Genomic DNA, 22,662 nt, shown 5'->3' with positions numbered 1-22,662 from the left:
CGCGGCGGATCAGACGGCGGAGCCGGCCTTCCACTGCTCCCAGCTCATGTTCCAGCCGTTGAGGCCGTTGTCGGGCTGGACCGTCTTGTCGTGGGAGTTCTTGATGACGACCACGTCACCGGTGATCGAGTTGTTGTAGAACCAGGCGGCCATCGTGCCGTCGTCGCCCGCGCCCTTGGTGTCCGACAGGCCCACGCAGCCGTGGCTGGTGTTGGCGCTGCCGAAGATGGACTTGGCGCCCCAGTAGTTGCCGTGGATGAAGGTGCCGGACGCGGACAGGCGCATGGCGTGCGGCACGTCCTTGATGTCGTACTCGCCCTTGCCGTCGTCGTCCGTGAAGCCGACCGTCGCACCGTTCATCCGGGTCTCCTTGTACTTCTCGGAGATCACCATCTGGCCGTTGTACGTGGGGTGTTCGGGGGATCCCGCGGAGATCGGGATGGTCTTCACGGTCTTGCCGTCCTGGGTGACGGTCATGGTGTGGGTGTTCGCGTCCACGGTGGAGACCTGATTGCGGCCGATCTTGAAGGTGACCGTCTTCTCCTGGACGCCGGTGATCCCGTTGGAGGCCTCGACGCCGTCCAGGTCCATCTTCATGGTGACGGTCGAGTTCTCCTTCCAGTACTCCTGCGGGCGGAAGTCGAGGCGCTGCGCGCCGAACCAGTGCCCGACGACTTCCTGGCCGCTGCTGGAGGAGACGGAGATCTTGGTCTGGACGCCCTTCTTGTTGGTGATCGCCTTGTCGAAGTTGATCGACACCGGCATGCCCACGCCGACAGTGGAACCGTCCTCGGGCGTGAAGCTGCCTATGAAGCTGTTCTTCGGGGAGACGGTGGTGAAGGAGGCGTTCTCGTGCGCCTGGCGCCCCTTGGCGTCCGCCGCGGTCGCGGTGATCTGGTACTTCACGGAGCGCTTGAGGGCCTTGTCGGGCGCCCAGCTGAGGCCGTCGGCGGATATCTTCCCGGCGACCTTGACGCCGTCGGCGGAGGTCAGCGTCACATCGGTCAGCTTGCCGTCGGCGACGGTGACCTTGGTGCCGCTGTTGATGCCGACGTTGTCGGCACCGTTCTTCGGCGTGATGGTGATCTTCGCGTCCGAGGTGTCCTTCTCGGCGGCCTTGTCCGCCGCCGCCTGCGACGACGACGAGCTGTCGGCCTTGGCGCCCTTGTCGCCGTCGCCGTTGCAGGCAGAAAGGACCAGTACGCCGCCGAGCACCGCGCACGCCGCCGCGAGGCCCTGCTTGCGGCGCTTACTCTCCGTCTTCACACGCTTCTCCATCGTCGCCGTCCCCCCACGTCATCACGTCTAGAACATCAGACTGCTCGATACCGTTCCGCAGCGGGGGTGAATGTGGGGCACACCACGCGTCCACGGACGGGTCGGGGCGGGACGGTACAAGATCGCCGAAAGGCTGTCCCACCGTCCCACCCCGACCTCCGCTCGCCCGGCGCGCCCGTTGGGTCGTCGCCCTCGTCAGTCCTCGACCCGGCCGTGCTCAGGTCTCGGCGCGGCCGCTCACAGCACGCGTCCCGGCCTCGTCACCGCTGTACTCAGTCGTCGCCGTCCTCGTCGTCGAAGTCCCACTCCTCGCCGTCGGGGTCGTAGCCGACCCGCTCGCTGCTCCAGGAGGCCTGGACCAGCTCCGCGCCGGGCAGCGCCGCCACCAGGTCGACCGGGTCCACGAGGTAGGCGAGGGCCTCCGCTCCGTCTTCCCGTACCGCGGCCTCGGCATGCGTACGTTCCTCGGTACGCATCGCGGGGTCCTGGGCGATGCGGTCGACGGCGGCGCCGGCGAGCCGGTCCGCGTCCTCGATCTCCAGGACCAAATCGATGCGCAGGCGCACATATCGTGATGTCTCTTCTTCGCTCATGCGAGGGAGCGTAGGGCTCAAGGCATCCGCGACTTTCCCGCGACCCGCTGCTTTCACTAGCATCAGCGCATCCCGCCAATTCGCCGTACTCGCAAAGGGATCGCTCACTTGTCCGTCGCTCGTCGTCCCCTGCTCACCGCCACCGCGGCGGGGACTCTGCTCTGCGCCCTGTGGTTCGTGCCGTCCGCCAACGCCACGGACGAACAGCATCCTTCGGCGGCCCCCGCGCACTCCGCGTACCGGGCCGCCCCCACCCCCGCCGAAGGCCCCCTCGCACTCGCCGACACCGGCGGCGGCGCGGACACCTCCCCCTACCTGGTCGGCGGCACGCTGTTCCTGGGTCTCGGGGCGGGGTTCGTGACGTACTCGGTCCGCAGATCGCGCACCTGCTGACCGGCCGCGCGCGCCTCGACTGCCGTGGCGCGTAAGGCAGTTGTCGCTACGACGCGACGAGAAGGGCCGCCCGGGACATGGTGTCCCGGGCGGCCCTTCTCGTACGGCGGGCGGGTCAGGCGAGCGGGCCCGTCACCGGCTCCACCGCGGCGACCAGCTTCCCTTCGCGTACGAAGGCGTCGGCGGCGGCCAGGTCCGGGGCGAGGTAGCGGTCGGGTCCGGGGCCCTGGACGCCGGCCGCGCGCGCCGCGGCGATGGCGGCCTGCGAGGCGGGCGCGGGGGTGAGTCCCTTGCGCAGCTCGATGCCCCGGGTCGCCGCGTACAGCTCGACGGCGATGATGCGGGTCAGGTTGTCGACGGCGGTACGCAGCTTGCGCGCGGCCGACCAGCCCATGGAGACGTGGTCCTCCTGCATGGCCGAGGACGGGATCGAGTCGGCGGAGGCGGGCACCGCGAGCCGCTTCATCTCGCTGACCAGGGCGGCCTGGGTGTACTGGGCGATCATCAGGCCCGAGTCCACACCGGCGTCGTCGGCGAGGAACGGCGGCAGACCGTGGCTGCGGTTCTTGTCGAGGAGACGGTCGGTGCGGCGCTCGGCGATGGAGCCGAGGTCGGCAGCGACGATGGCGAGGAAGTCCAGGACGTAGGCGACCGGGGCGCCGTGGAAGTTGCCGTTGGACTCGACGCGGCCGTCGGCCAGGACCACCGGGTTGTCGACGGCGGAGGCCAGTTCGCGCTCGGCCACGGTCAGGGCGTACGCGATCGTGTCGCGGCCCGCGCCGTTGACCTGGGGGGCGCAGCGCACCGAGTACGCGTCCTGAACGCGGGGCGCCTCTTCCTCCTGGAAGTGGCCGGTCAGGCCCGAATCCTTCAGGACGGCCAGCATGTTGGCGGCGGAGGCGCCCTGGCCGGGGTGGGGGCGGATGGCGTGCAGCTCGGGGGCGAGGACCTTCTCGGTGCCGAGCAGCGCTTCGAGGGAGAGCGCGGCGGTGATGTCGGCGGAGGTGTAGAGCTTCTTCAGGTCGGCGATGGCCATGCACAGCATGCCGAGCATGCCGTCGGTGCCGTTGAGGAGGGCGAGGCCCTCCTTCTCGCGCAGCTCGACGGGGGTGATGCCGGCCACGGCGAGCAGCTCGCCGGCGGGCTTCACCACGCCGTCGGGGCCCTCGGCGTCGCCCTCGCCCATCAGGGTCAGGGCGCAGTGCGAGAGCGGCGCGAGGTCGCCGGAGCAGCCGAGCGAGCCGTACTCGTGGACGACCGGGGTGATGCCCGCGTTGAGCACGTCGGCCATGGTCTGGGCGACGGAGGGGCGCACGCCGGTGTGCCCGGAGGCGACGGTCTTCAGACGCAGGAACATCAGCGCGCGCACGACCTCGCGCTCCACGCGCGGGCCCATGCCGGCGGCGTGCGAGCGCACGATGTTGCGCTGGAGCTGGGCGCGGAGCTCGGGGCTGATGTGCCGGGAGGCGAGCGCACCGAAGCCGGTGGAGACGCCGTACACCGGCTCCGGCTTGGCGGCCAGCGCGTCGACGATCTCGCGGGCTCGGGCCAGGGCGGCGAGGGCCTCGGCGGAGAGCTCGACCTTCGCGTTGTGGCGGGACACGGCGATGACGTCCTCGGGGGTGGTCCCGGAGGTCCCCACCACGACAGTGTGCATATCCATATTCAGCACCCTACGGATTGAATCGCCGGGTGTCACTAGGCGGGGTGCGCGGGCTGGGCCCCTCGGGGCTCCGCCCCAGACCCCGGGGTTGGTCCCGTGCCCTCCTGGGGCTCCGCCCCAGACCCCGTATCGCGCCTTAAGGGCGCTCGTCCTCAAACGCCGGACGGGCTGAGGTGTCCTGTGCTGCCCCGCACCGAGTAGTTAGGGGCGCGGGGAACTGCGCGACCAGCCACGCACGACTCGCGGCCGAAGACGGGTTTTGGGGCGCGGGGAACTGCGCGAAAAGCGACCACGACCCGCAACCGAAAGCGGGTTTTCCTGGGGGCGCGGGGAACTGCGCAAGACGCTGGCGCGGCCGCACCCACCGAGGGGGTTGGGGCGCGGGGAACTGCGCGAGGTACCAGCGCGGCCGCAGGGGCAGAGGGGGTTGGGGGCGCGCCCCCCTAGCCTCGGCCCCTGAAGCGGCGGCGGTCGTGCGCCGGCGTCGGCGGATTCTCCGCCAGCCGCAGCACCGCCCCGTCCCGCCCCGCCACCACCGGCTTCGCCGAGCGCGCCGCCTTCGCCCGGTACTGGGCCGCGTCCGCGAGGCGGAACAGGCGGCGGGCCGAGACGATGGGGCCGATGGGGTCACCGGTCGAGGCCACCCCGCACGCGACCCCCTCCCCGAGCTCCAACTCCCCCGCACGCAGGCAGAGTTCGTCTCCCACCGCCACGACCTCGTCCGCGCCCGGCCCCACCGAAAGGAGGCAGAACTCGTCGCCGCCCAGCCGCGCGGACAGCGCGCCCGGCAGTTTCGCCCCGCACAGGGACAGCACCGAACCGAAGCGTTCGAGGAGCCGGTCGCCTACCTCGTGGCCCAGCGTGTCATTGACCCGCTTGAGCCCGTTCAGGTCGCACACCACGAGGCTGACCACCGAGCCGTCGGCGCGGTGGCGCTCGATCGCCTCGTCGAGGCGCATGTCGACCGCGCGGCGGTTGGCGAGCCCGGTGAGCGGGTCGGTGAAGGCGAGGCGGCGCACCTCTTCGAGGCGTTCGGTCTGGGCGATGCCGGCCGCCGCGACCGAGGCGAGGACGGTGGCGAAGTCCGCGTCGGCCGCGTCGAAGACGGGCGCCCCGACGGGCCGCGCCACATAGAGCTCACCCCAGGCGCGCCCGTGCAGCACGATCGGGGCGACCACGCAGCAGCCCCGGCCGCGGCGGCGCAGCGCGGTGACCCGTTCGTGGCAGTAGCCGACATCGCCCTCGGGGGGCGCGGCGGCCGTCTCGACCCAGGCGTTGGGTTCGCCACCGCCCGCCCACCGCTCGTGCAGGAACTCGGTGATCTCGGGGAACTGGTGCACCGGATACGCCTCGTCCTCGGGGAACTCCTCCTCCCCGTGGGCCCGTTCGCCCGCGTTGACGAGGACCCTCAGACGCCCCAGCTCGCGCTCCCACACCGACAGCGCGGCGAAGTTCCCGCCGAGCGCGCACCGCGCGCCCAGGGCGGCGGCGCGCCAGGACTCGCGCGGCGTATGTGCCGCGGCCATGGCCTGCGCCAGCGAAACCACGGCCCGCAGCCGGGCATCCTCTCCACCCATTCCTCCAGCTTAGGTAGGTTTTGGGTGTTTTGACCCGGGGGACGCCGTGAAGGGCGCCGGGGACACGGCCGCAGCCCCGGCGACCGGGTCACTCCCCGGGCCAGGCCGGCTTCCGCTTCTCGTTGAACGCGGCCACGCCCTCCGCGCGGTCCCCGGAGAACGCCACCGCCCGCCAGGCCGCGTCCTCGACCTCCAGGCCGGCCCGCAGGTCGAGGCCCTGGCCGAGCCGCATCGCCCGCTTGGCCGCGCGCAGCCCGACGGGCGAGTTGGCCGCCATGCGTCCGGCGAGCGCCAGCGCCTCGGTGCGGGCGCCCTCGGCCAGTACGTCGATCAGGCCCAACTCCCTTGCCTCGGCGGCCTCGACGCGCCGCGCGGTGAAGACCAGCTCGGCCGCGCGGGCGGCGCCGACCCGGCGCGGCAGGAGCTGCGTACCGCCGCCGCCGGGGATGACGCCGACCGACACCTCGGGGAGCCCGACCACGGCGGTCGCGTCCGCCACGATCACATCGCAGGCCAGCGCCAGCTCGAAGCCGCCGCCGAGCGCGAAGCCGTGCACGGCGGCCACGGTCGGCATGGGCAGTTCGAGCACACCGGTGTAGGCGGCACGGGCGGTGGGCCGCTGGCGTACGAGGTCGGCGTCGCTGAAGGAGTTGCGCTCCTTGAGGTCCGCGCCGACGCAGAAAGCCCGCTCGTTCGTCGACGTCACCACGGTCACCCGGGCGTCGCGGTCGGCGCCGAGCGCCTCGCAGGCGGCGGCGATGGAGCGGGCCATTTCCGTCGACACCGCGTTCATGGCCTTGGGCCGGTCGAGCACCAGCTCGGCGACATACCCCTCGCGCCGTACGACGACGAACTCCCCGAACCGCTGCTCGGCCATGGCAACCCCTCCGTTAACGAACGTTACGTCGGGGGTGATCCTAGGCCGCGACCCGAGCGGCCCTCTAGGACAGGTTCGGGACCTCGCGCCGGCGCAGCAGCCAGGGCTCCACCACCCCGAGGCCGCGCACCGGGCGCTGCCACATGGGCTGGAGCGCGAAGCGGTACTTCGCCGGGGGCGTGAACTCCTCGCCCTCCTTCTCGGCGGCCAGCGCGTCCTGGGCGGCCTGCGCCTCGGAGACGGGCGCGTCCCCGGTGCGGGCCAGCTCCTCCGCGAACGCCCCGTCGACCAGGACGGCGTCCTTCGGGGCTATGGAGGTGAGGCGGCTGGCCAGGTTCACGGTGGTGCCGAACACGTCGCCCATGCGGGTCGTGACGGTGCCGAACGCGATGCCCACCCGCAGGGCGGGCATCGTCTCGTCGCCGGCCATGGTCTCGATGAGCCGCAGCGAGATCTCGGCGGCCGTGCCCGCGTCGTCGGCGGCGAACAGGACCTCGTCGCCCAGCGTCTTGATGAGCCGCCCGCCGTGCGCCGCGACGAGGTCGGCGGCGGTCGTCTCGAAGGCCTCGACGAGCTCGCCGAGCTCCTCCTCCTCCAGGCGCCGGGTGAGCCGGGTGAACCCGACCAGGTCCGCGAAGCCCACCGCCAGGCGGCGGTCGACCATCTCCTCGTCGTCGGCCGCCTGCACCACGCGACCGGTCGCGGCGGCGAGCTGGCGCCGCCACACATAGACGAGGAACTCCTCCAGCTCGGGCAGCAGCAGCTCGACCAGGGGGTACGTGACCTCGGTACGGGTCATGCCGGGCTCGGGGGGCTCGGTCAGGCCCTCCAGAAAAGAATCGATCTGCCATTCGGCCAGCCGGGCGGTGGTCTGCCCGGTGGAGCGCGCGACCTGCACCGCCATCGGCTCGCTGAGCAGCCCCGCCTCGACGAGTCCGGCGAGCCGGCGCAGGGCCAGCACGTCGGCCTCGGTGAGCGCCTTGGCCTGCCCGATGTCGGCGAACCCCATGGCCCGCCAGAACCGGGACGCCAGCTCCATGGAGACGCCCGCGGTACGGGCCGCCTGGAAGGGGGTGTAGCGCCGGTCGGCGCCGAGGATGAGCTGCTCCAGACGGATGGCGAGCGGGTCGTCGGTGGGCTCGGCGGTGTGATCGACGGCGTGGTGCGGCGTCGGGTACGCGGAGGGCGCGGCCTCGGCCGGGGTGCCGGAGCCGCCCGGGGTGTCGCCGGGGCCGCTTCCGGCGTCCGCACCGGACCGTGTCTCGTCGACGGTCACCGGCCGCCTCCTGCCCGTTGCCTGCGCACTGCCCTGCCGATCTGTCGCTGGATCGGGCTCAACGATACGGCAGGTGTGCCGTAGCTCACGTCCCGGGAGCGCCCGTCCGGCCGCTTCAGGACACGGCCGGACGCAGGTGCACGATGTCCCCCGCCGCCACCGGCCGCTGGACACCCTCCGCGGTGGCCAGGACCAGGCGACCGTCCCCGTCCACGGCGACCGCCTCGCCCTCGATCGACTGCCCGCCGGGCAGCTCGGCACGCACGGTGCGGCCCAGCGTCGCGCAGGCCGCCGCGTACGCCTCGTGGAGGCCGGAGGCGGCCGGGTCGCCCGACGCCGTGCGCCACGAGGCGTACCACTCCTCCAGGGAGCGAAGGACCGCTCGCAGCAGGGTGTCGCGGTCGGTGGAGACCGCGTTCGCGAGGGCGAGGGAGCCCGCGCCGGGCACGGGGAGTTCGTCGGCGCGCAGCGTCACGTTGAGGCCGATGCCGACGACGACACCGTCCGCGCCGGCCCGCTCGGCGAGGATCCCGCCCGCCTTGCGTTCTTCCCCGTCCACCGTGATCAGGAGGTCGTTGGGCCATTTCAGTGCCGTCTCGACGCCCGCGGCCCGCGCGAGGCCGCCCGCGACCGCGACGCCGGTGAGCAGTGGCAGCCAGCCCCACCGCTCGACCGGCACCGAGGGGCCCGGCTTCAGCAGGACGGAGAAGAACAGGCCGGAGCGGGCCGGCGCCGACCAGCGCCGGTCGAGGCGACCGCGCCCGGCGGTCTGCTCCTCGGCGACCAGGACGGCGCCCTCGGCGTGCGCGTCGGCCTTCGCGGCGAGGTCGGAGTTGGTGGAGCCGGTCGCCGTGACCACGTCCAGGGAGGTCCACAGGGCGTCGGGCCGCAGCAGGGCGCGGCGCAGCGCGGTGGCGTTCAGGGGCGGCCGGTCGAGATCGGACCAGCGGCTGTCGGAAGCGTCCGGGGGTGTCATGCAGCCAGGTTAGGTCGCAATTGCAAGGCACCCCGGGTGTGGCAAACGCCGCACTGCCGAACCGTATCGGCGCCACTACCCTACGAGTCAGTAGCCAGCCTACGAGTCAGCAGCCAGCCACCCCCGTGACCAGGCAGGGAGCCGCATCCCGATGTCCGAGCCGGAAAACGCCCAGAGCGACGCCACCGTCGACCTCCACACCACCGCCGGAAAGCTGGCGGATCTTCAGCGCCGCATCGACGAGGCGACCCACGCCGGCTCCGCGCGTGCGATCGAAAAGCAGCACGCCAAGGGCAAGTTGACGGCCCGTGAGCGGGTCGAACTGCTCCTTGACGAGGGCTCGTTCGTGGAGCTGGACGAGTTCGCCCGGCACCGCTCCACCAACTTCGGGATCGAGAAGAACCGCCCCTACGGCGACGGCGTGGTCACCGGGTACGGGACCGTCGACGGCCGCCCGGTGTGCGTCTACTCCCAGGACTTCACCATCTTCGGCGGCTCGCTCGGCGAGGTCTACGGCGAGAAGATCGTCAAGGTCATGGACTTCGCCCTGAAGACGGGCTGTCCGGTCATCGGCATCAACGACGGCGGTGGCGCCCGCATCCAGGAGGGTGTCGTCGCGCTCGGCCTGTTCGCCGAGATCTTCCGCCGCAATGTGCACGCCTCGGGCGTCGTCCCGCAGATCTCCCTGATCGTCGGCCCGTGCGCGGGCGGCGCGGTGTACTCGCCCGCGATCACCGACTTCACGGTGATGGTCGACCAGACCTCGCACATGTTCATCACCGGGCCCGACGTCATCAAGACCGTCACCGGCGAGGACGTGGGCTTCGAGGAGCTCGGCGGCGCCCGCACCCACAACACCACCTCGGGTGTGGCGCACCACATGGCTGGCGACGAGAAGGACGCGATCGAATACGTCAAGTCCCTTCTCTCCTACCTCCCTTCGAACAACCTGAGCGAGCCGCCGGCCTTCCCCGAGGAGGCGGATCTGGAGACCTCGGACGAGGACCGCGAGCTGGACGCCCTCATCCCGGACTCCGCGAACCAGCCGTACGACATGCACACGGCCATCGAACACGTCCTGGACGAGGGCGAGTTCCTGGAGACGCAGGCCCTGTTCGCGCCGAACATCATCACCGGCTTCGGCCGCGTCGAGGGCTACCCGGTGGGCATCGTCGCCAACCAGCCGATGCAGTTCGCCGGTTGCCTCGACATCAACGCCTCCGAGAAGGCCGCGCGCTTCGTGCGCACCTGCGACGCCTTCAACGTGCCGGTCCTGACCTTCGTGGACGTGCCCGGCTTCCTCCCCGGGGTCGACCAGGAGTACGGCGGCATCATCCGCCGTGGCGCCAAGCTGATCTACGCCTACGCCGAGGCGACGGTCCCGCTCATCACCGTCATCACACGCAAGGCGTTCGGCGGCGCGTACGACGTCATGGGCTCCAAGCACCTGGGCGCCGACCTCAACCTGGCGTGGCCGACCGCCCAGATCGCCGTCATGGGCGCGCAGGGCGCGGTCAACATCCTGCACCGGCGCACGATCGCCGCCGCGTCGGACCAGGAGGCGACCCGGGCCGAGCTGATCGCGGACTACGAGGACACGCTCCTGAACCCGTACATCGCGGCGGAGCGGGGGTACGTGGACGCGGTGATCATGCCGTCCGAGACGCGCGCCCACATCGCGCGCGGGCTGCGTCAGCTGCGCACGAAGCGGGAATCCCTCCCTCCGAAGAAGCACGGCAACATCCCCCTCTAGGAGCCACTGTGATCAAGGTCGTACGGGGCAATCCGACCCCGGAGGAGCTGGCCGCCGCACTGGCGGTGGTCCAGGCGCGCGCCGCGGCGACGGCCTCGGCCGCGCCCGGTGCGCCGCGGCCCCCGGAGGGCTGGTCCGACCCCTCCCGCATCGCCCGCCGCCCCCTCCCGGGGCCGGGCCCCCACGCCTGGTCCCGAACCTACTGGCCCGCCTAAACCCGCGCCCGGCCCCCGCGCCCCCAACCCGCTTCCGGGTGCGGGCCGTGCGGGTGCCTGTCCTTCGCCCTCGGGCCGTGCGGGGCGCCCGCGTTTCGCCCGCGGGCCGTGCGGGGCTGGTCGCGCAGTTCCCCGCGCCCCTTAACTGCCCGGTGCTGGGGCACCTTCAGCCCGTCCGGCGATTGAGGACGAGCGCCCTTAAGGCGCGATACGGGGTCTGGGGCGGAGCCCCAGGGAACCCCGCTTTCGGCTGCGGACCGTGCTCGCTTCTCGCGCAGTTCCCGCGCCCCTGGCAGGGTCGGTGCGGGGCTGTCTGGATCACCTCAGCCCCCGCGCCCCCAACTGCCCGGTGCTGGGGCACCTACAGCCCGTCCGGCGTTTGAGGACGAGCGCCCTCAAGGCGCGAACGGGGTCTGGGGCGGAGCCCCAGGCAACCCCGCTTTCGGGTGCGGATCGTGACCGCTTCTCGCGCAGTTCCCCGCGCCCCTCGCAGAGTGGGTGCGGGCCCGCATGGCCACCTCAGCCCCCGCGCCCCAGGCAGGACCGGTGCGGGGCTGTATCGAGCGCCTTCAGCCCGTCCGGCGATTGAGGACGAGCGCCCTCAAGGCGCGAACGGGGTCTGGGGCGGAGCCCCGGGCAACCCCGTCGCGCTTCGTTCGCCGCACCGGTTGAGTACTCGTACTCAGGCGCACCCAACCCCCCACGCCGCACTATCGATTGCATGCTGTGGTCAGACCCCGATGACGAGCCGCCGAAGGAACTGCGCGACGCCCAGGCGATGATGCGCCGGGCGGGCCTGTTTCTCGCCCTTGCCATGGTGGTGGCGATGATCGTGGTCGGTATCCGCTGAGGGCCGGGCCTGGGCCGGGTGCACCCCGCGGCGCCTACGATGGCGCCCATGACTGCTCAGCGCCGCCTCGTCCTCGCCTCCCAATCCCCCGCCCGCCTCGGGCTGCTCCGCCAGGCCGGGCTCGCGCCCGAGGTCATCGTGAGCGGCGTCGACGAGGACGCCCTGAGCGCGCCGACCCCGTCCGAGCTCGCCCTGGTGCTCGCCGAGGCGAAGGCCGACGCGGTGGCCGGCCGCCCCGAGGCGGAGGGCGCGCTGGTCATTGGCTGCGACTCGGTCCTCGACCTGGACGGCGTGGCGCTCGGCAAGCCCGCCGACGCCGAGGACGCGACGGCCCGCTGGAAGTCGATGCGCGGCCGCTCGGGCGTGCTGCGGACCGGGCACTGCGTGATCGACACGGCGACCGGCGAGCGCGCCTCGGCGACCGCGTCGACGGTCGTACGGTTCGGCGAGCCCACGGACGCGGAGGTCGCGGCGTACGTGGCGAGCGGTGAACCCCTTTACGTGGCAGGGGCGTTCACCCTCGACGGCCGCTCGGCACCCTTCATCGACTCCATCGAGGGCGACCACGGCAACGTCATCGGGCTGAGCCTGCCCCTGCTGCGCACCCTGCTCGCCGAGCTGGGCCTCTCGATCACCGAGCTGTGGGTCTAGGCGGGAGCCAGGCGGGCATCAGGCGGCCGCAGGCGCCCCGTTGGGCGCCTCCGGAGCCCCGTCCTCGGGGGCGGGCCCGGCCTTGGTGACGGGACGCTCCCTCGCGTACGCCAGCAGAACGAGGACGAGCAGCGCGAGCACGACCATCAGATACGCGAAGGCACCCCAGCCGACCAGCCCGACGGTGAACGCGGCAAGGACCGCGTGCACCACCGCGCAGGCGATCAGCGTGATGCGGGCGACGCGGCCGGGGGCGCGGTCGCGGATGCCGATGATCAGCAGAAGGACACCGCAGACGGCGAGGAAGAGTCCGAACAGGCCGCCCGCGACCCAGGCTCCCACCGAGATCGCGTGGGGATCGATCCCGGCGAGCGACATGTTCTGGTTGTGGGCGACCAGGCCGAGCACCCAGTTGACCAGCACGATGCCGCAGGCCTCGGCGAAGAGAATGAGCGCGGCCACGATGGCGATCGGTCGGCGCAGCACGCGCGACACCCCCTGTTACCCCTAGTACGGCTGTGCCGCGCACGCTACTAACCGGTAATGGTTCGTACAAGGGTCCGCACAACACCGGTGGTACGCCCGGGGCGGCGCCGCTTCGCCACGCGGGGGCCGGACGGCAAAGAATCACTCGGCCATTCGTAGGTACTCCACAAAGAATTCCCCGGACGTGCTGGCCCCCGGGACAGAGACCTTGCCCACACCCCACCGCTACTGTGCGGTACGGGAGCCCGGCGTACCGTGGTGCGACAAGGGATTTCGCGACTTGAGCGTGCCTCGAATCACACTCCGTGTGGGCAAGCTCACCATTGGGGATGGGTCGTAAGCCAGTGTGCGGCTTCCCTAAACTCAGCTTGTTTCAAGGAGGGAGCCATCGTGCGCAAGGTGCTCATCGCCAACCGAGGCGAAATCGCTGTCCGCGTTGCCCGGGCCTGCCGGGATGCCGGAATCGCGAGCGTAGCCGTCTACGCCGATCCGGACCGGGATGCGCTGCATGTCCGGACAGCGGACGAGGCATTCGCCCTGGGCGGTGACACCCCGGCATCCAGCTATCTGGACATCGCCAAGGTGCTCGCGGCAGCGGCCGACTCCGGAGCGGACGCGGTCCACCCGGGCTACGGATTCCTGTCCGAGAACGCCGAGTTCGCCCAGGCCGTGCTGGACGCGGGCCTGACCTGGATCGGCCCGCCCCCGCAGGCCATCCGCGACCTCGGCGACAAGGTGGCGGCCCGTCACATCGCCCAGCGCGCGGGCGCCCCGCTCGTCGCCGGCACCCCGGACCCGGTCTCGGGCGCCGACGAGGTCGTCGCGTTCGCCCGCGAACACGGCCTGCCCATCGCCATCAAGGCGGCCTTCGGCGGCGGCGGCCGCGGCCTGAAGGTCGCCCGCACCCTCGAAGAGGTCCCCGAGCTGTACGACTCGGCGGTCCGCGAGGCCGTCGCGGCGTTCGGCCGGGGCGAGTGCTTCGTCGAGCGCTACCTCGACAAGCCGCGCCACGTCGAGACCCAGTGCCTGGCCGACACCCACGGCAACGTCGTCGTGGTCTCGACCCGTGACTGCTCGCTTCAGCGTCGCCACCAGAAGCTGGTCGAGGAGGCCCCGGCACCGTTCCTGACGGAGGCTCAGAACGCGGAGCTGTACGCCGCGTCCAAGGCCATCCTCAAGGAGGCCGGCTATGTCGGCGCGGGCACCGTCGAGTTCCTCGTCGGCGCCGACGGCACCATCTCCTTCCTGGAGGTCAACACCCGCCTCCAGGTCGAGCACCCGGTCACCGAAGAGGTCACCGGCATCGACCTGGTCCGCGAGATGTTCCGCATCGCCGACGGCGAGGAACTCGGCTACGACGACCCGGTCATGCGCGGCCACTCCTTCGAGTTCCGCATCAACGGCGAGGACCCGGGCCGCGGCTTCCTGCCCGCGCCCGGCACGGTCACCCTGTTCGCACCGCCGTCGGGCCCGGGCGTGCGCCTGGACGCCGGCGTCGAGTCCGGCTCGGTCATCGGCCCCGCCTGGGACTCGCTCCTGGCCAAGCTCATCGTGACCGGCGCGACCCGTGAGCAGGCGCTCCAGCGGGCCGCGCGCGCGCTGGCCGAGTTCACGGTCGAGGGCATGGCGACCGCGATTCCCTTCCACCGCGCGGTGGTCGCCGATCCCGCCTTCACCGCCGACCCGTTCACCATCCACACCCGCTGGATCGAGACCGAGTTCGTCAACGAGATCCCGGCGTTCACGGCCCCGGCCGACGCGGAGTCCGACGAGGAGCCCGGCCGCGAGACGGTCGTGGTCGAGGTGGGCGGCAAGCGGCTCGAGGTGTCCCTGCCGTCCTCGCTCGGCATGACGCTGGCGCGGACCGCCGCGGCGGGTGGCGCCAAGCCGAAGCGGCGTGCCGCCAAGAAGGCCGGCTCCGCCGCCTCCGGCGACACCCTCGCCTCGCCCATGCAGGGCACGATCGTGAAGGTGGCGGTCGAGGAGGGCCAGGAGGTCAAGGAGGGCGACCTCGTCGTCGTCCTTGAGGCCATGAAGATGGAACAGCCGCTCAACGCGCACCGCGCGGGGACGGTGAAGGGGCTTGCGGCGGAGGTGGGGGCGTCGGTGTCGTCCGGCGCGATGATCTGCGAGATCAAGGACTGACCCCAGCCCTGCCCCACCCGAGCCCCGGCCCGCACCACCGGCCGGGGCTCACCCATACCCCGGGGCGCCACCCCGACCCCCTGGTCCTCAAACGCCGGACAGGCTGAAGCTGCCCCCGCACGCCCCCCCAGCCCCTGGGGCTCCGCCCCAGACCCCGTTCGCGCCTAAAGGGCGCTCGTCCTCAAACGCCGGACAGGCTGAAATGCCCCGACGCGGGCCAGCACCGACCCCGCCAGGGGCGCGAGGAACTGCGCGAGAAGCGACCACGGCCCGCAGTTGAGAGCGGGGTTGCCTGGGGCTCCGCCCCAGACCCCGTATCGCGCCTGAACGGCGCTCGTCCTCAAACGCCGGACAGGCTGAAATGCCCCGCTGCGGGCCAGCACCGACCCCGCCAGGGGCGCGAGGAACTGCGCGAGAAACGACCACGGTCCGCAGCCGAGAGCGGGTTTTGAGGGGCGCGGGGAACTGCGCGACCAGCCCCTTCGGCCCGCAGGCGAAGGCGGGTTTTCCAGGGGCGCGGGGAACTGCGCAACAAGCGACCCCGGTCCGCAGGCGGGGGAGGCGGCCCCCCTCCAGGGGCGGGGCGGGGCAGGGGCAGAGCGGGGTTCGGGGCCGGGACCCGGGAGGGGGGCTGGCATGCTGGAGGGATGGATGGGAAAACGGGGTCGCCGCCCCGCCCGCTGCGGGCGGACGCACGGCGCAACCACGACCGTCTCCTGGCAACCGCCCGCACCGCCTTCGCGGAACACGGCACGGACACCTCCCTGGAGGACGTGGCCCGCAGGGCAGGCGTGGGCATCGGCACCCTCTACCGCCACTTCCCCACCCGCCAGGCCCTGCTGAGCGCGGTGTTCCAGAGCGAGGTGGACATACTGCTCACCCGCTCGCGGGAGCTGCTGAGCGCCGAGCAGCCCTGCACCGCGCTCATCGAGTGGCTGCGCGCCATCATCACGCACGCGGGCCTGTACCGGGGCCTGGCCCGCGCCCTCATGTCGGCCTCGGGCGACGCCGGTTCGGCCCTGGCCCGGTGCAGCGAACCGATGCGGGAGGCGGGCGACGCCCTGCTCGTACGGGCCCGGGACGCCGGTTCCGTACGCGCCGACGTCACCATCGCCGACCTCATGCAGCTCACCAACGCCATCGCGCTCGCGGCCGAACAGTCCCCGGACGACCCGGAGTTGGCCGACCGGCTGCTGGCCCTGACCTATCGGGGCCTGAAGGGCTGACCGAGCCCGAGCAGCGCCCGGTCGCGCCTAGCGGCGCCGCAGATCCGCGACCCGCGCCCGCTCGCCCGGCCCCTGGGGCTCACCCATTCCCGAAGCGCTGCGCAACTGTGGGCCCGCGCCGGGGCCGTGGGTGCGGCGCTGGCCCGGGAGCGGCATCTCGCGGCGGGGCGGGCGGCCCGGGCCGGTCTCGCCGGAGGGCGCGCCCGAGGGGCCCGCCACGGCGATCTGCACCCCCTGGTCGGCGAGGGCCTGCAACTCGGTGGCGGCCCGGTCGTCGTGGCCCGGCGGCTCGTCGGTGACCAGGCGGGTGATCACGTCGGTCGGCACCGTCTGGAACATGGTGTCGGTGCCGAGCTTGGTGTGGTCGGCGAGGACCACGACCTCGGCCGCCGCCTGCACCAGCGCGCGGTCCACGCTCGCCGAGAGCATGTTGGAGGTGGACAGACCGCGCTCGGCGGTCAGACCGCTCCCGGACAGGAAGGCGCGCGAGACCCGGAGCCCCTGGAGGGACTGCTCGGCGCCGCTGCCCACCAGGGCGTAGTTGGAGCCGCGCAGGGTGCCTCCGGTCATGACGACCTCGACCCGGTTGGCATGGGCCAACGCCTGGGCCACCAGCAGGGAGTTGGTGACGACGGTCAGGCCGGGGACCCGCGCGAGCCGGCGGGCCAGCTCCTGCGTGGTCGTCCCCGCGCCGACCACGATGGCCTCGCCCTCTTCGACGAGACCCGCGGCGAGGTCGGCGATGGCCGTCTTCTCCGCGGTGGCTAGATGGGATTTCTGCGGGAAGCCGGATTCACGGGTGAACCCGCCCGGCAGTACCGCACCGCCGTGGCGGCGGTCGAGGAGTCCTTCGGCCTCCAGCGCCCGCACGTCCCGCCGTACGGTCACTTCGGAGGTCTGGACGACACGGGCGAGCTCCCGGAGCGATACCGCCCCGTTGGCGCGCACCATTTCGAGGATCAATTGGCGACGTTCTGCAGCGAACACGAAACTGACAGTAACCTGGGCGGCCGAATATTCTCAGCAGTTTGCGCCGAATAACAGAAGGTGCACCCAAAGGGGGCTGTCGAGTGGTATACGCCCCGTTACGGCCTCTCGGGCCCCGCGCCGCACTCGCCAACCCCCCGCCCCAGCAGGGGAGTTACGCCTCTCCGGCCTTCTTGCGGGTGTGGAGCTGGCGGGCCACCTCGGCGATCGAGCCGGACAGCGACGGGTACACGGTGAACGCGTTCGCGATCTGTTCCACCGTCAGGTTGTTGTCGACCGCGATCGAGATGGGGTGGATCAGTTCGCTCGCGCGCGGGGCGACGACACAGCCGCCGACGATGATGCCGGTGCCCGGGCGGCAGAAGATCTTGACGAAGCCGTCCCGGATGCCCTGCATCTTGGCGCGCGGGTTGCGCAGCAGCGGCAGCTTCACGACCCGGGCGTCGATCTTGCCGGCGTCGACGTCGGCCTGGGTGTAGCCGACGGTGGCGATCTCGGGGTCGGTGAAGACGTTGGAGGAGACCGTCTTCAGGTTCAGCGGGGCCACCGCGTCGCCGAGGAAGTGGTACATCGCGATGCGGCCCTGCATGGCGGCGACCGAGGCGAGCGCGAAGATGCCGGTCACGTCGCCGGCCGCGTACACGCCGGGGGCGGAGGTGCGCGAGACCTTGTCGGTCCAGATGTGGCCGGACTCCTTGAGGCGTACGCCCGACTCCACGAGGCCCATGTTGGCGGTGTTGGGGATCGCGCCGACGGCCATCAGGCAGTGGCTGCCGCTGATGACGCGGCCGTCGGAGAGGGTGACCTCGACGCGGTCGCCGACGCGCTTGGCGGACTCGGCGCGCGAGCGGGCCATGACGTTCATGCCGCGGCGGCGGAACACGTCCTCCAGGACCGCGGCCGCGTCCGGGTCCTCGCCGGGCAGCACGCGGTCGCGGGAGGAGACGAGGGTGACCTTGGAGCCGAGCGCCTGGTAGGCGCCCGCGAACTCGGCGCCGGTGACGCCGGAGCCGACCACGATGAGCTCCTCGGGCAGTTCGTCCAGGTCGTACACCTGCGTCCAGTTGAGGATGCGCTCGCCGTCGGGCTGCGCGTCGGGCAGCTCGCGCGGGCTTCCGCCGGTGGCGATGAGCACGGCCTCGCAGGTCAGCATCTCCTCGGTGCCGTCGGCGGCCGTGACGATCACGTCGCGGGTGCCGTCGATGCCCTGCGGTCCGGCGAGCCGGCCGCGGCCGCGCATGACCCGGGCGCCCGCGCGGGTCACCGAGGCGGTGATGTCGTGGGACTGGGCGAGCGCGAGGCGCTTCACCCGCCGGTTGACCTTGCCGAGGTCCACGCCGACGACGCGGGCGGACTGCTCCTCGGGAGGCGTGTCGTCGGCGACGAGGATGCCCAACTCCTCGTACGAAGAGTCGAAGGTGGTCATCACCTCGGCCGTCGCGATCAGGGTCTTCGACGGCACGCAGTCGGTGAGCACCGACGCCCCGCCCAGACCGTCGCAGTCCACGACGGTCACCTCCGCACCGAGCTGGGCGCCCACCAGGGCCGCCTCGTATCCGCCCGGTCCGCCACCGATGATCACGATCCGCGTCACGAAAAAGTCCGCCTCGTAGTGTCGATCCCGGCCTGCCTGCCCGCCCGGCCGGGGGTCCGGGGCGGGGCCCCGGGGGAACGCAGTACGTACTTCATTGTCCCGCACGCTTCCCGTGTCCTCGCCCCGGGGGCGCCATTCGGCCGCCATGGCGGGTTACGGCGGGATACGGCGGGGCCCCCGTGGTGGCGGGCGGTGCGAGCGGCCCCCGCGGGCCACTGTCGTACCCTCGACACCATGTCGCTCTACGCCGCGTACGCCGGCAACCTGGATCCGCGGCTGATGACCCGCCGCGCCCCGCACTCTCCGTTGCGCGGCACCGGCTGGCTCAACGGCTGGCGCCTGACGTTCGGCGGAGAGCAGATGGGCTGGGAGGGCGCGCTCGCGACGATCGTCGAGGCCCCCCGCTCCCAGGTCTTCGTCGCCCTGTACGACATCGCGCCGCTCGACGAGGAGTCGATGGACCGGTGGGAGGGCGTCGGCCTCGACATCTACCGCCGGATGCGGGTGCGGGTGCACACCCTGGACGGCGAGGACGCGGCCTGGCTGTACGTCCTGAACGGGTACGAGGGCGGTCTTCCTTCGGCGCGCTACCTCGGGGAGCTGGCCGACGCGGCGGAGTCCGCGGGCGCGCCGCACGACTACGTGATGGAACTCCGCAAACGCCCCTGCTGAGACCCGGGCCCCCTGCAACCCCCTCAGGGGCGCGGGGGTGCCGAACGCTCGGGGCCGGGCCCCCTGCAACCCCCTCAGGGGCGCGGGGGTGCCGAACGCTCGGGGCCGGGCCCCCTGCAACCCCCTTGAGGGCGGGGGACCGAACGCTCGGGCCGGGCGCACCACCAGCCCCTCAGGGGCGCGGGGGTGCCGAACGCTTGGGGCCGGGCGCCCTGCAACCCCCTTGAGGGCGGGGCCGAACGCTCGGGCCGGGGCGCACCACCAGCCCCTCAGGGGCGCGGGGGTGCCGAACGCTTGAGGCTGCGCGACCACCAGCCCCTCAGGGGCGCGGGGAACTGCGCGACCAGCCACGCACGGCCCGCAGACGAAGAAGTCGCCCCCCTCCTCGGGCACCGGACCCTCAAGACTCCCTTCACCCGCGGCCCGGTGGGGGCCGTTCGCGCAGTTCCCCGCGCCCCTGGCGGGGCTGGTGGCGGGCGCGGTCACCACGGCGGGCCATGCGGACCGGCCGCCCTTCACCCGCGGCCCGGTGGGGGCCGTTCGCGCAGTTCCCCGCGCCCCTGGCAGGGCTGGTGGCGAGCGCGGTCACCACGGCAGGCCACGCGGACCGGGCCCCCTTCACCCGCGGCCCGGTGGGGGCCGTTCGCGCAGTTCCCCGCGCCCCTGGCAGGGCTGGTGGCGGGCGCGGTCACCACGGCAGGCCACGCGGACCGGGCCCCCTTCACCCGCGGGGCGATTTCGTGGGAAGCCACAAACGGATTCGGCAGGTCCGTTATCCTGCACATCTACGCGCGTAGGACTTCAGCGGTTACGCTCGTGCGCGTAATTCTTCTTTACCGGGGGAAATCCCCCGGACCCGGCCGGACAGTCACCGGGCGGGACGACGTTCCTTCGCGAGGCGAGAGACTCAGTGAACGCATCTGCCACCCCGGACCTGCTCCAGGACGACCCCCACGCCGCCGCCGACGCCGCCGCCGCGCGCCTGCGCGAGCTCACCGGCGCCGAGACCCACGACGTCGCCCTGGTGATGGGCTCCGGCTGGGCGCCGGCCGTCGACGCGCTCGGCGCCCCCGAGGCCGAGTTCCCCGTGACCGAGCTGCCGGGCTTCCCGGCGCCGGCCGTCGAGGGCCACGGCGGCAAGATCCGCTCGTACAAGATCGGTGACAAGCGGATCCTGGTCTTCCTCGGCCGCACCCACTTCTACGAGGGCCGGGGCGTCGCCTCCGTCGCGCACGGCGTGCGCACCGCCGTCGCCGCGGGCTGCAAGACCATCGTGCTGACCAACGGCTGCGGCGGTCTGCGCGAGGGCATGCGCCCGGGCCAGCCGGTCCTCATCAGCGACCACATCAACCTGACGGCCACCTCGCCGATCATCGGCGCCAACTTCGTGGACCTCACCGACCTGTACTCGCCGCGCCTTCGCGCGCTGTGCAAGGAGGTCGACGAGACCCTGGAAGAGGGCGTCTACGTCCAGTTCCCCGGCCCGCACTACGAGACCCCGGCCGAGATCAACATGGTCCGCGTGCTCGGCGGCGACCTGGTCGGCATGTCGACCGTCCTGGAGGCCATCGCGGCCCGCGAGGCCGGCGCGGAGGTCCTCGGGATCTCGCTCGTCACCAACCTCGCCGCCGGTCTGACCGGTGAGCCGCTCAACCACGAAGAGGTGCTCCAGGCCGGCCGCGACTCGGCGGCGCGCATGGGCGAGCTGCTCACGCGGGTACTCGACCGCATCTGAGCCTTCCCCACAAGCACTTCCAAGCCCTTCCAAGCCCCTCCCGAAAGGCTGACAACGTGACGCAGGACCTGATCGCGCGGGCCAAGGCCTGGCTCGCCGAGGACCCCGACAGCGAGACGCGCGACGAGCTGGCCAAGCTCATCGAGAGTTCGGCGGACGCCGAGCACGCGGCGGAGCTGGCCGCGCGGTTCAGCGGCACGCTTCAGTTCGGTACCGCCGGGCTGCGCGGCGAGCTGGGCGCCGGGCCGATGCGGATGAACCGTTCGGTCGTCATCCGCGCCGCCGCCGGGCTCGCCGCGTACCTCAAGGCGAAGGGGCAGGGCGACGGGCTCGTCGTCATCGGCTACGACGCGCGCTACAAGTCCGCCGACTTCGCGCGGGACACCGCGGCCGTCATGGTCGGCGCGGGCCTGCGCGCGACGGTGCTCCCCCGGCCGCTGCCGACGCCCGTACTGGCCTACGCCATAAGGCACTTGGGCGCCGTCGCCGGCGTCGAGGTCACCGCGAGCCACAACCCGCCGCGGGACAACGGCTACAAGGTGTACCTCGGCGACGGCTCGCAGATCGTGCCGCCGGCCGACGCGGAGATCGCCGCCGAGATCGCCGCCGTCGCCTCGCTGCACGACGTACCGCGCCCGGAGAGCGGCTGGGAGGTGCTCGGGGACGAGGTCCTGGACGCCTATCTGGCGCGTACGGACGCGGTGTTGACCGAGGGCTCGCCGCGCACCGCGAACGTCGTCTACACGGCGATGCACGGCGTCGGCAAGGACGTGCTGCTCGCCGCGTTCGCGCGGGCCGGGTTCCCCGAGCCGGTGCTCGTGGCCGAACAGGCCGAGCCCGACCCGGCGTTCCCCACGGTCGCCTTTCCCAACCCGGAGGAGCCGGGCGCGATGGACCTGGCGTTCGCCACGGCCCGCCGCGTCGACCCCGACGTCGTGCTGGCCAACGACCCGGACGCCGACCGCTGCGCGGCCGCGGTCAAGGACCGGGACGGCCAGTGGCGGATGCTGCGCGGTGACGAGGTCGGCGCGCTGCTCGCCGCCCACCTGGTCTCCAAGGGCGTCACCGGCGTGTTCGCCGAGTCGATCGTGTCGTCCTCGCTGCTCGGCCGCATCGCCGCGGCGGCGGGGCTCGGGTACGAGGAGACGCTGACCGGGTTCAAGTGGATCGCCCGCGTCGAGGACCTGCGCTACGGCTACGAGGAGGCGCTGGGCTACTGCGTCGACCCCGAGGGCGTGCGCGACAAGGACGGCATCACCGCCGCCCTGGCCTTCGCCGAGCTCGTCTCCCTCCTCAAGGAGCAGGGCCGCACGGTCCTGGACCTGCTCGACGAGCTGGCCCTGGCGCACGGCTTGCACGCCACCGACCAGCTCTCGGTCCGGGTGGAGGACCTGACGGTGATCTCGAACGCGATGGCGCGGCTGCGCGAGCAGCCGCCGACCGCGCTCGCGGGTCTCGCCGTCACGAAGGCGGAGGACCTGACGGAGGGCACCGAACAGCTGCCGCCCACTGACGGTCTGCGCTACTACCTGGAGGGCGCCCGGGTCATCGTGCGCCCGAGCGGCACCGAGCCGAAGCTCAAGTGCTACCTGGAAGTCGTCGTGCCGGTCGGCTCGGCCGACGAGCTGGACGCGGCCCGCGCCCGGGGCGCGGAGCTGCTCGCCGGCATCAAGAAGGACCTCGCGGCGGCCGCCGGCATCTGATCGGCGGGGCGT

20 protein-coding genes are annotated in these 22,662 nt (G+C 72.4%); 10 read left to right on the top strand and 10 right to left on the bottom strand.

The annotated features are described in order from the left end of the window. Positions 1-9: 9 nt before the first annotated feature. The gene (locus N4G70_RS11510) at positions 10-1,278 is read right to left on the bottom strand and encodes an Ig-like domain-containing protein (protein WP_261712449.1); all 1,269 of its coding nucleotides are present in this window, start codon (positions 1,276-1,278) and stop codon (positions 10-12) included. A gap of 272 nt (positions 1,279-1,550) precedes the next feature. Then, positions 1,551-1,871: a hypothetical protein gene (locus N4G70_RS11505; protein ID WP_261712448.1), complete on the bottom strand. Its 321-nt coding sequence runs from the start codon at positions 1,869-1,871 to the stop codon at positions 1,551-1,553. A gap of 108 nt (positions 1,872-1,979) precedes the next feature. Between N4G70_RS11505 and N4G70_RS11500 the strand changes: the two genes are divergently transcribed. Next, positions 1,980-2,264 carry a hypothetical protein gene (locus N4G70_RS11500; protein ID WP_261712447.1) on the top strand — a complete coding sequence of 95 codons (285 nt, stop codon included), beginning with the start codon at positions 1,980-1,982 and terminating at the stop codon, positions 2,262-2,264. A 115-nt stretch (positions 2,265-2,379) separates the two neighbouring features. On the opposite strand, the gene hutH is transcribed toward N4G70_RS11500, so the two are convergent. From hutH to N4G70_RS11475, 5 genes are all read right to left on the bottom strand, one after another. Continuing rightward, the gene (gene hutH, locus N4G70_RS11495) at positions 2,380-3,921 is read right to left on the bottom strand and encodes a histidine ammonia-lyase (protein WP_261712595.1); all 1,542 of its coding nucleotides are present in this window, start codon (positions 3,919-3,921) and stop codon (positions 2,380-2,382) included. A gap of 449 nt (positions 3,922-4,370) precedes the next feature. Next, positions 4,371-5,504: a sensor domain-containing diguanylate cyclase gene (locus tag N4G70_RS11490; protein WP_261712446.1), complete on the bottom strand. Its 1,134-nt coding sequence runs from the start codon at positions 5,502-5,504 to the stop codon at positions 4,371-4,373. An 88-nt stretch (positions 5,505-5,592) separates the two neighbouring features. Next, positions 5,593-6,381, bottom strand: coding sequence for an enoyl-CoA hydratase/isomerase family protein (locus tag N4G70_RS11485; RefSeq protein ID WP_261712445.1), 789 nt, complete (start codon positions 6,379-6,381; stop codon positions 5,593-5,595). Positions 6,382-6,445: 64 nt separating this feature from the next. Continuing rightward, a complete protein-coding gene (locus N4G70_RS11480) occupies positions 6,446-7,657 on the bottom strand; it encodes an adenylate/guanylate cyclase domain-containing protein (RefSeq protein ID WP_261712444.1) in 1,212 nt (403 codons plus the stop codon). A gap of 115 nt (positions 7,658-7,772) precedes the next feature. Continuing rightward, on the bottom strand, positions 7,773-8,633 hold the full coding sequence (locus N4G70_RS11475; RefSeq protein WP_261712443.1) for a biotin--[acetyl-CoA-carboxylase] ligase: 861 nt from the start codon (positions 8,631-8,633) through the stop codon (positions 7,773-7,775). 151 nt (positions 8,634-8,784) lie between these two features. Here N4G70_RS11475 and N4G70_RS11470 point away from each other — a divergent pair, with 151 nt between their 5' ends. The 4 genes from N4G70_RS11470 (at position 8,785) to N4G70_RS11455 (ending at position 12,102) form a co-directional block, all read left to right on the top strand. Further along, complete coding sequence (locus N4G70_RS11470; protein WP_261712442.1) at positions 8,785-10,386, top strand: acyl-CoA carboxylase subunit beta; 1,602 nt, start codon at positions 8,785-8,787, stop codon at positions 10,384-10,386. Positions 10,387-10,394: 8 nt separating this feature from the next. Beyond that, the gene (locus N4G70_RS11465; protein ID WP_261712441.1) at positions 10,395-10,601 is read left to right on the top strand and encodes an acyl-CoA carboxylase subunit epsilon; all 207 of its coding nucleotides are present in this window, start codon (positions 10,395-10,397) and stop codon (positions 10,599-10,601) included. Between the two features lie 721 nt (positions 10,602-11,322). Beyond that, the gene (gene mmpB / locus N4G70_RS11460) at positions 11,323-11,451 is read left to right on the top strand and encodes a morphogenic membrane protein MmpB (protein WP_261712440.1); all 129 of its coding nucleotides are present in this window, start codon (positions 11,323-11,325) and stop codon (positions 11,449-11,451) included. Positions 11,452-11,490: 39 nt separating this feature from the next. Then, on the top strand, positions 11,491-12,102 hold the full coding sequence (locus N4G70_RS11455) for a nucleoside triphosphate pyrophosphatase (RefSeq protein WP_261712439.1): 612 nt from the start codon (positions 11,491-11,493) through the stop codon (positions 12,100-12,102). Positions 12,103-12,120: 18 nt separating this feature from the next. Here the strand turns inward: N4G70_RS11455 and N4G70_RS11450 are convergent, their stop codons facing one another. Continuing rightward, positions 12,121-12,585, bottom strand: a complete 465-nt coding sequence (locus tag N4G70_RS11450) for a hypothetical protein (protein ID WP_261712594.1) — start codon at positions 12,583-12,585, stop codon at positions 12,121-12,123. 393 nt (positions 12,586-12,978) lie between these two features. Here N4G70_RS11450 and N4G70_RS11445 point away from each other — a divergent pair, with 393 nt between their 5' ends. Both N4G70_RS11445 and N4G70_RS11440 read left to right on the top strand, forming a co-directional pair. Further along, on the top strand, positions 12,979-14,733 hold the full coding sequence (locus N4G70_RS11445; RefSeq protein WP_261712438.1) for a biotin carboxylase N-terminal domain-containing protein: 1,755 nt from the start codon (positions 12,979-12,981) through the stop codon (positions 14,731-14,733). A gap of 647 nt (positions 14,734-15,380) precedes the next feature. Then, a complete protein-coding gene (locus N4G70_RS11440) occupies positions 15,381-15,959 on the top strand; it encodes a TetR/AcrR family transcriptional regulator (protein ID WP_261712437.1) in 579 nt (192 codons plus the stop codon). 27 nt (positions 15,960-15,986) lie between these two features. Here the strand turns inward: N4G70_RS11440 and N4G70_RS11435 are convergent, their stop codons facing one another. Both N4G70_RS11435 and N4G70_RS11430 read right to left on the bottom strand, forming a co-directional pair. After that, positions 15,987-16,946: a DeoR/GlpR family DNA-binding transcription regulator gene (locus N4G70_RS11435; RefSeq protein ID WP_261712436.1), complete on the bottom strand. Its 960-nt coding sequence runs from the start codon at positions 16,944-16,946 to the stop codon at positions 15,987-15,989. 154 nt (positions 16,947-17,100) lie between these two features. Beyond that, positions 17,101-18,540: an NAD(P)H-quinone dehydrogenase gene (locus tag N4G70_RS11430; RefSeq protein ID WP_261712435.1), complete on the bottom strand. Its 1,440-nt coding sequence runs from the start codon at positions 18,538-18,540 to the stop codon at positions 17,101-17,103. 234 nt (positions 18,541-18,774) lie between these two features. Here N4G70_RS11430 and N4G70_RS11425 point away from each other — a divergent pair, with 234 nt between their 5' ends. The 3 genes from N4G70_RS11425 (at position 18,775) to N4G70_RS11415 (ending at position 22,650) form a co-directional block, all read left to right on the top strand. Beyond that, a complete protein-coding gene (locus N4G70_RS11425; RefSeq protein WP_053728283.1) occupies positions 18,775-19,212 on the top strand; it encodes a gamma-glutamylcyclotransferase in 438 nt (145 codons plus the stop codon). A gap of 910 nt (positions 19,213-20,122) precedes the next feature. Beyond that, on the top strand, positions 20,123-20,947 hold the full coding sequence (locus N4G70_RS11420) for a purine-nucleoside phosphorylase (RefSeq protein WP_261712434.1): 825 nt from the start codon (positions 20,123-20,125) through the stop codon (positions 20,945-20,947). A 56-nt stretch (positions 20,948-21,003) separates the two neighbouring features. Beyond that, positions 21,004-22,650 (top strand): phospho-sugar mutase, encoded by a 1,647-nt coding sequence (locus tag N4G70_RS11415; RefSeq protein WP_261712433.1) that lies wholly within the window; start codon positions 21,004-21,006, stop codon positions 22,648-22,650. Positions 22,651-22,662 lie beyond the last annotated feature (12 nt).

The organism is Streptomyces sp. ASQP_92, from assembly GCF_025399895.1.
GTDB lineage: Bacteria > Actinomycetota > Actinomycetes > Streptomycetales > Streptomycetaceae > Streptomyces.
Note: the sequence above shows the minus strand (reverse complement) of the source record. Positions and strands in the feature narration are given on the sequence as shown.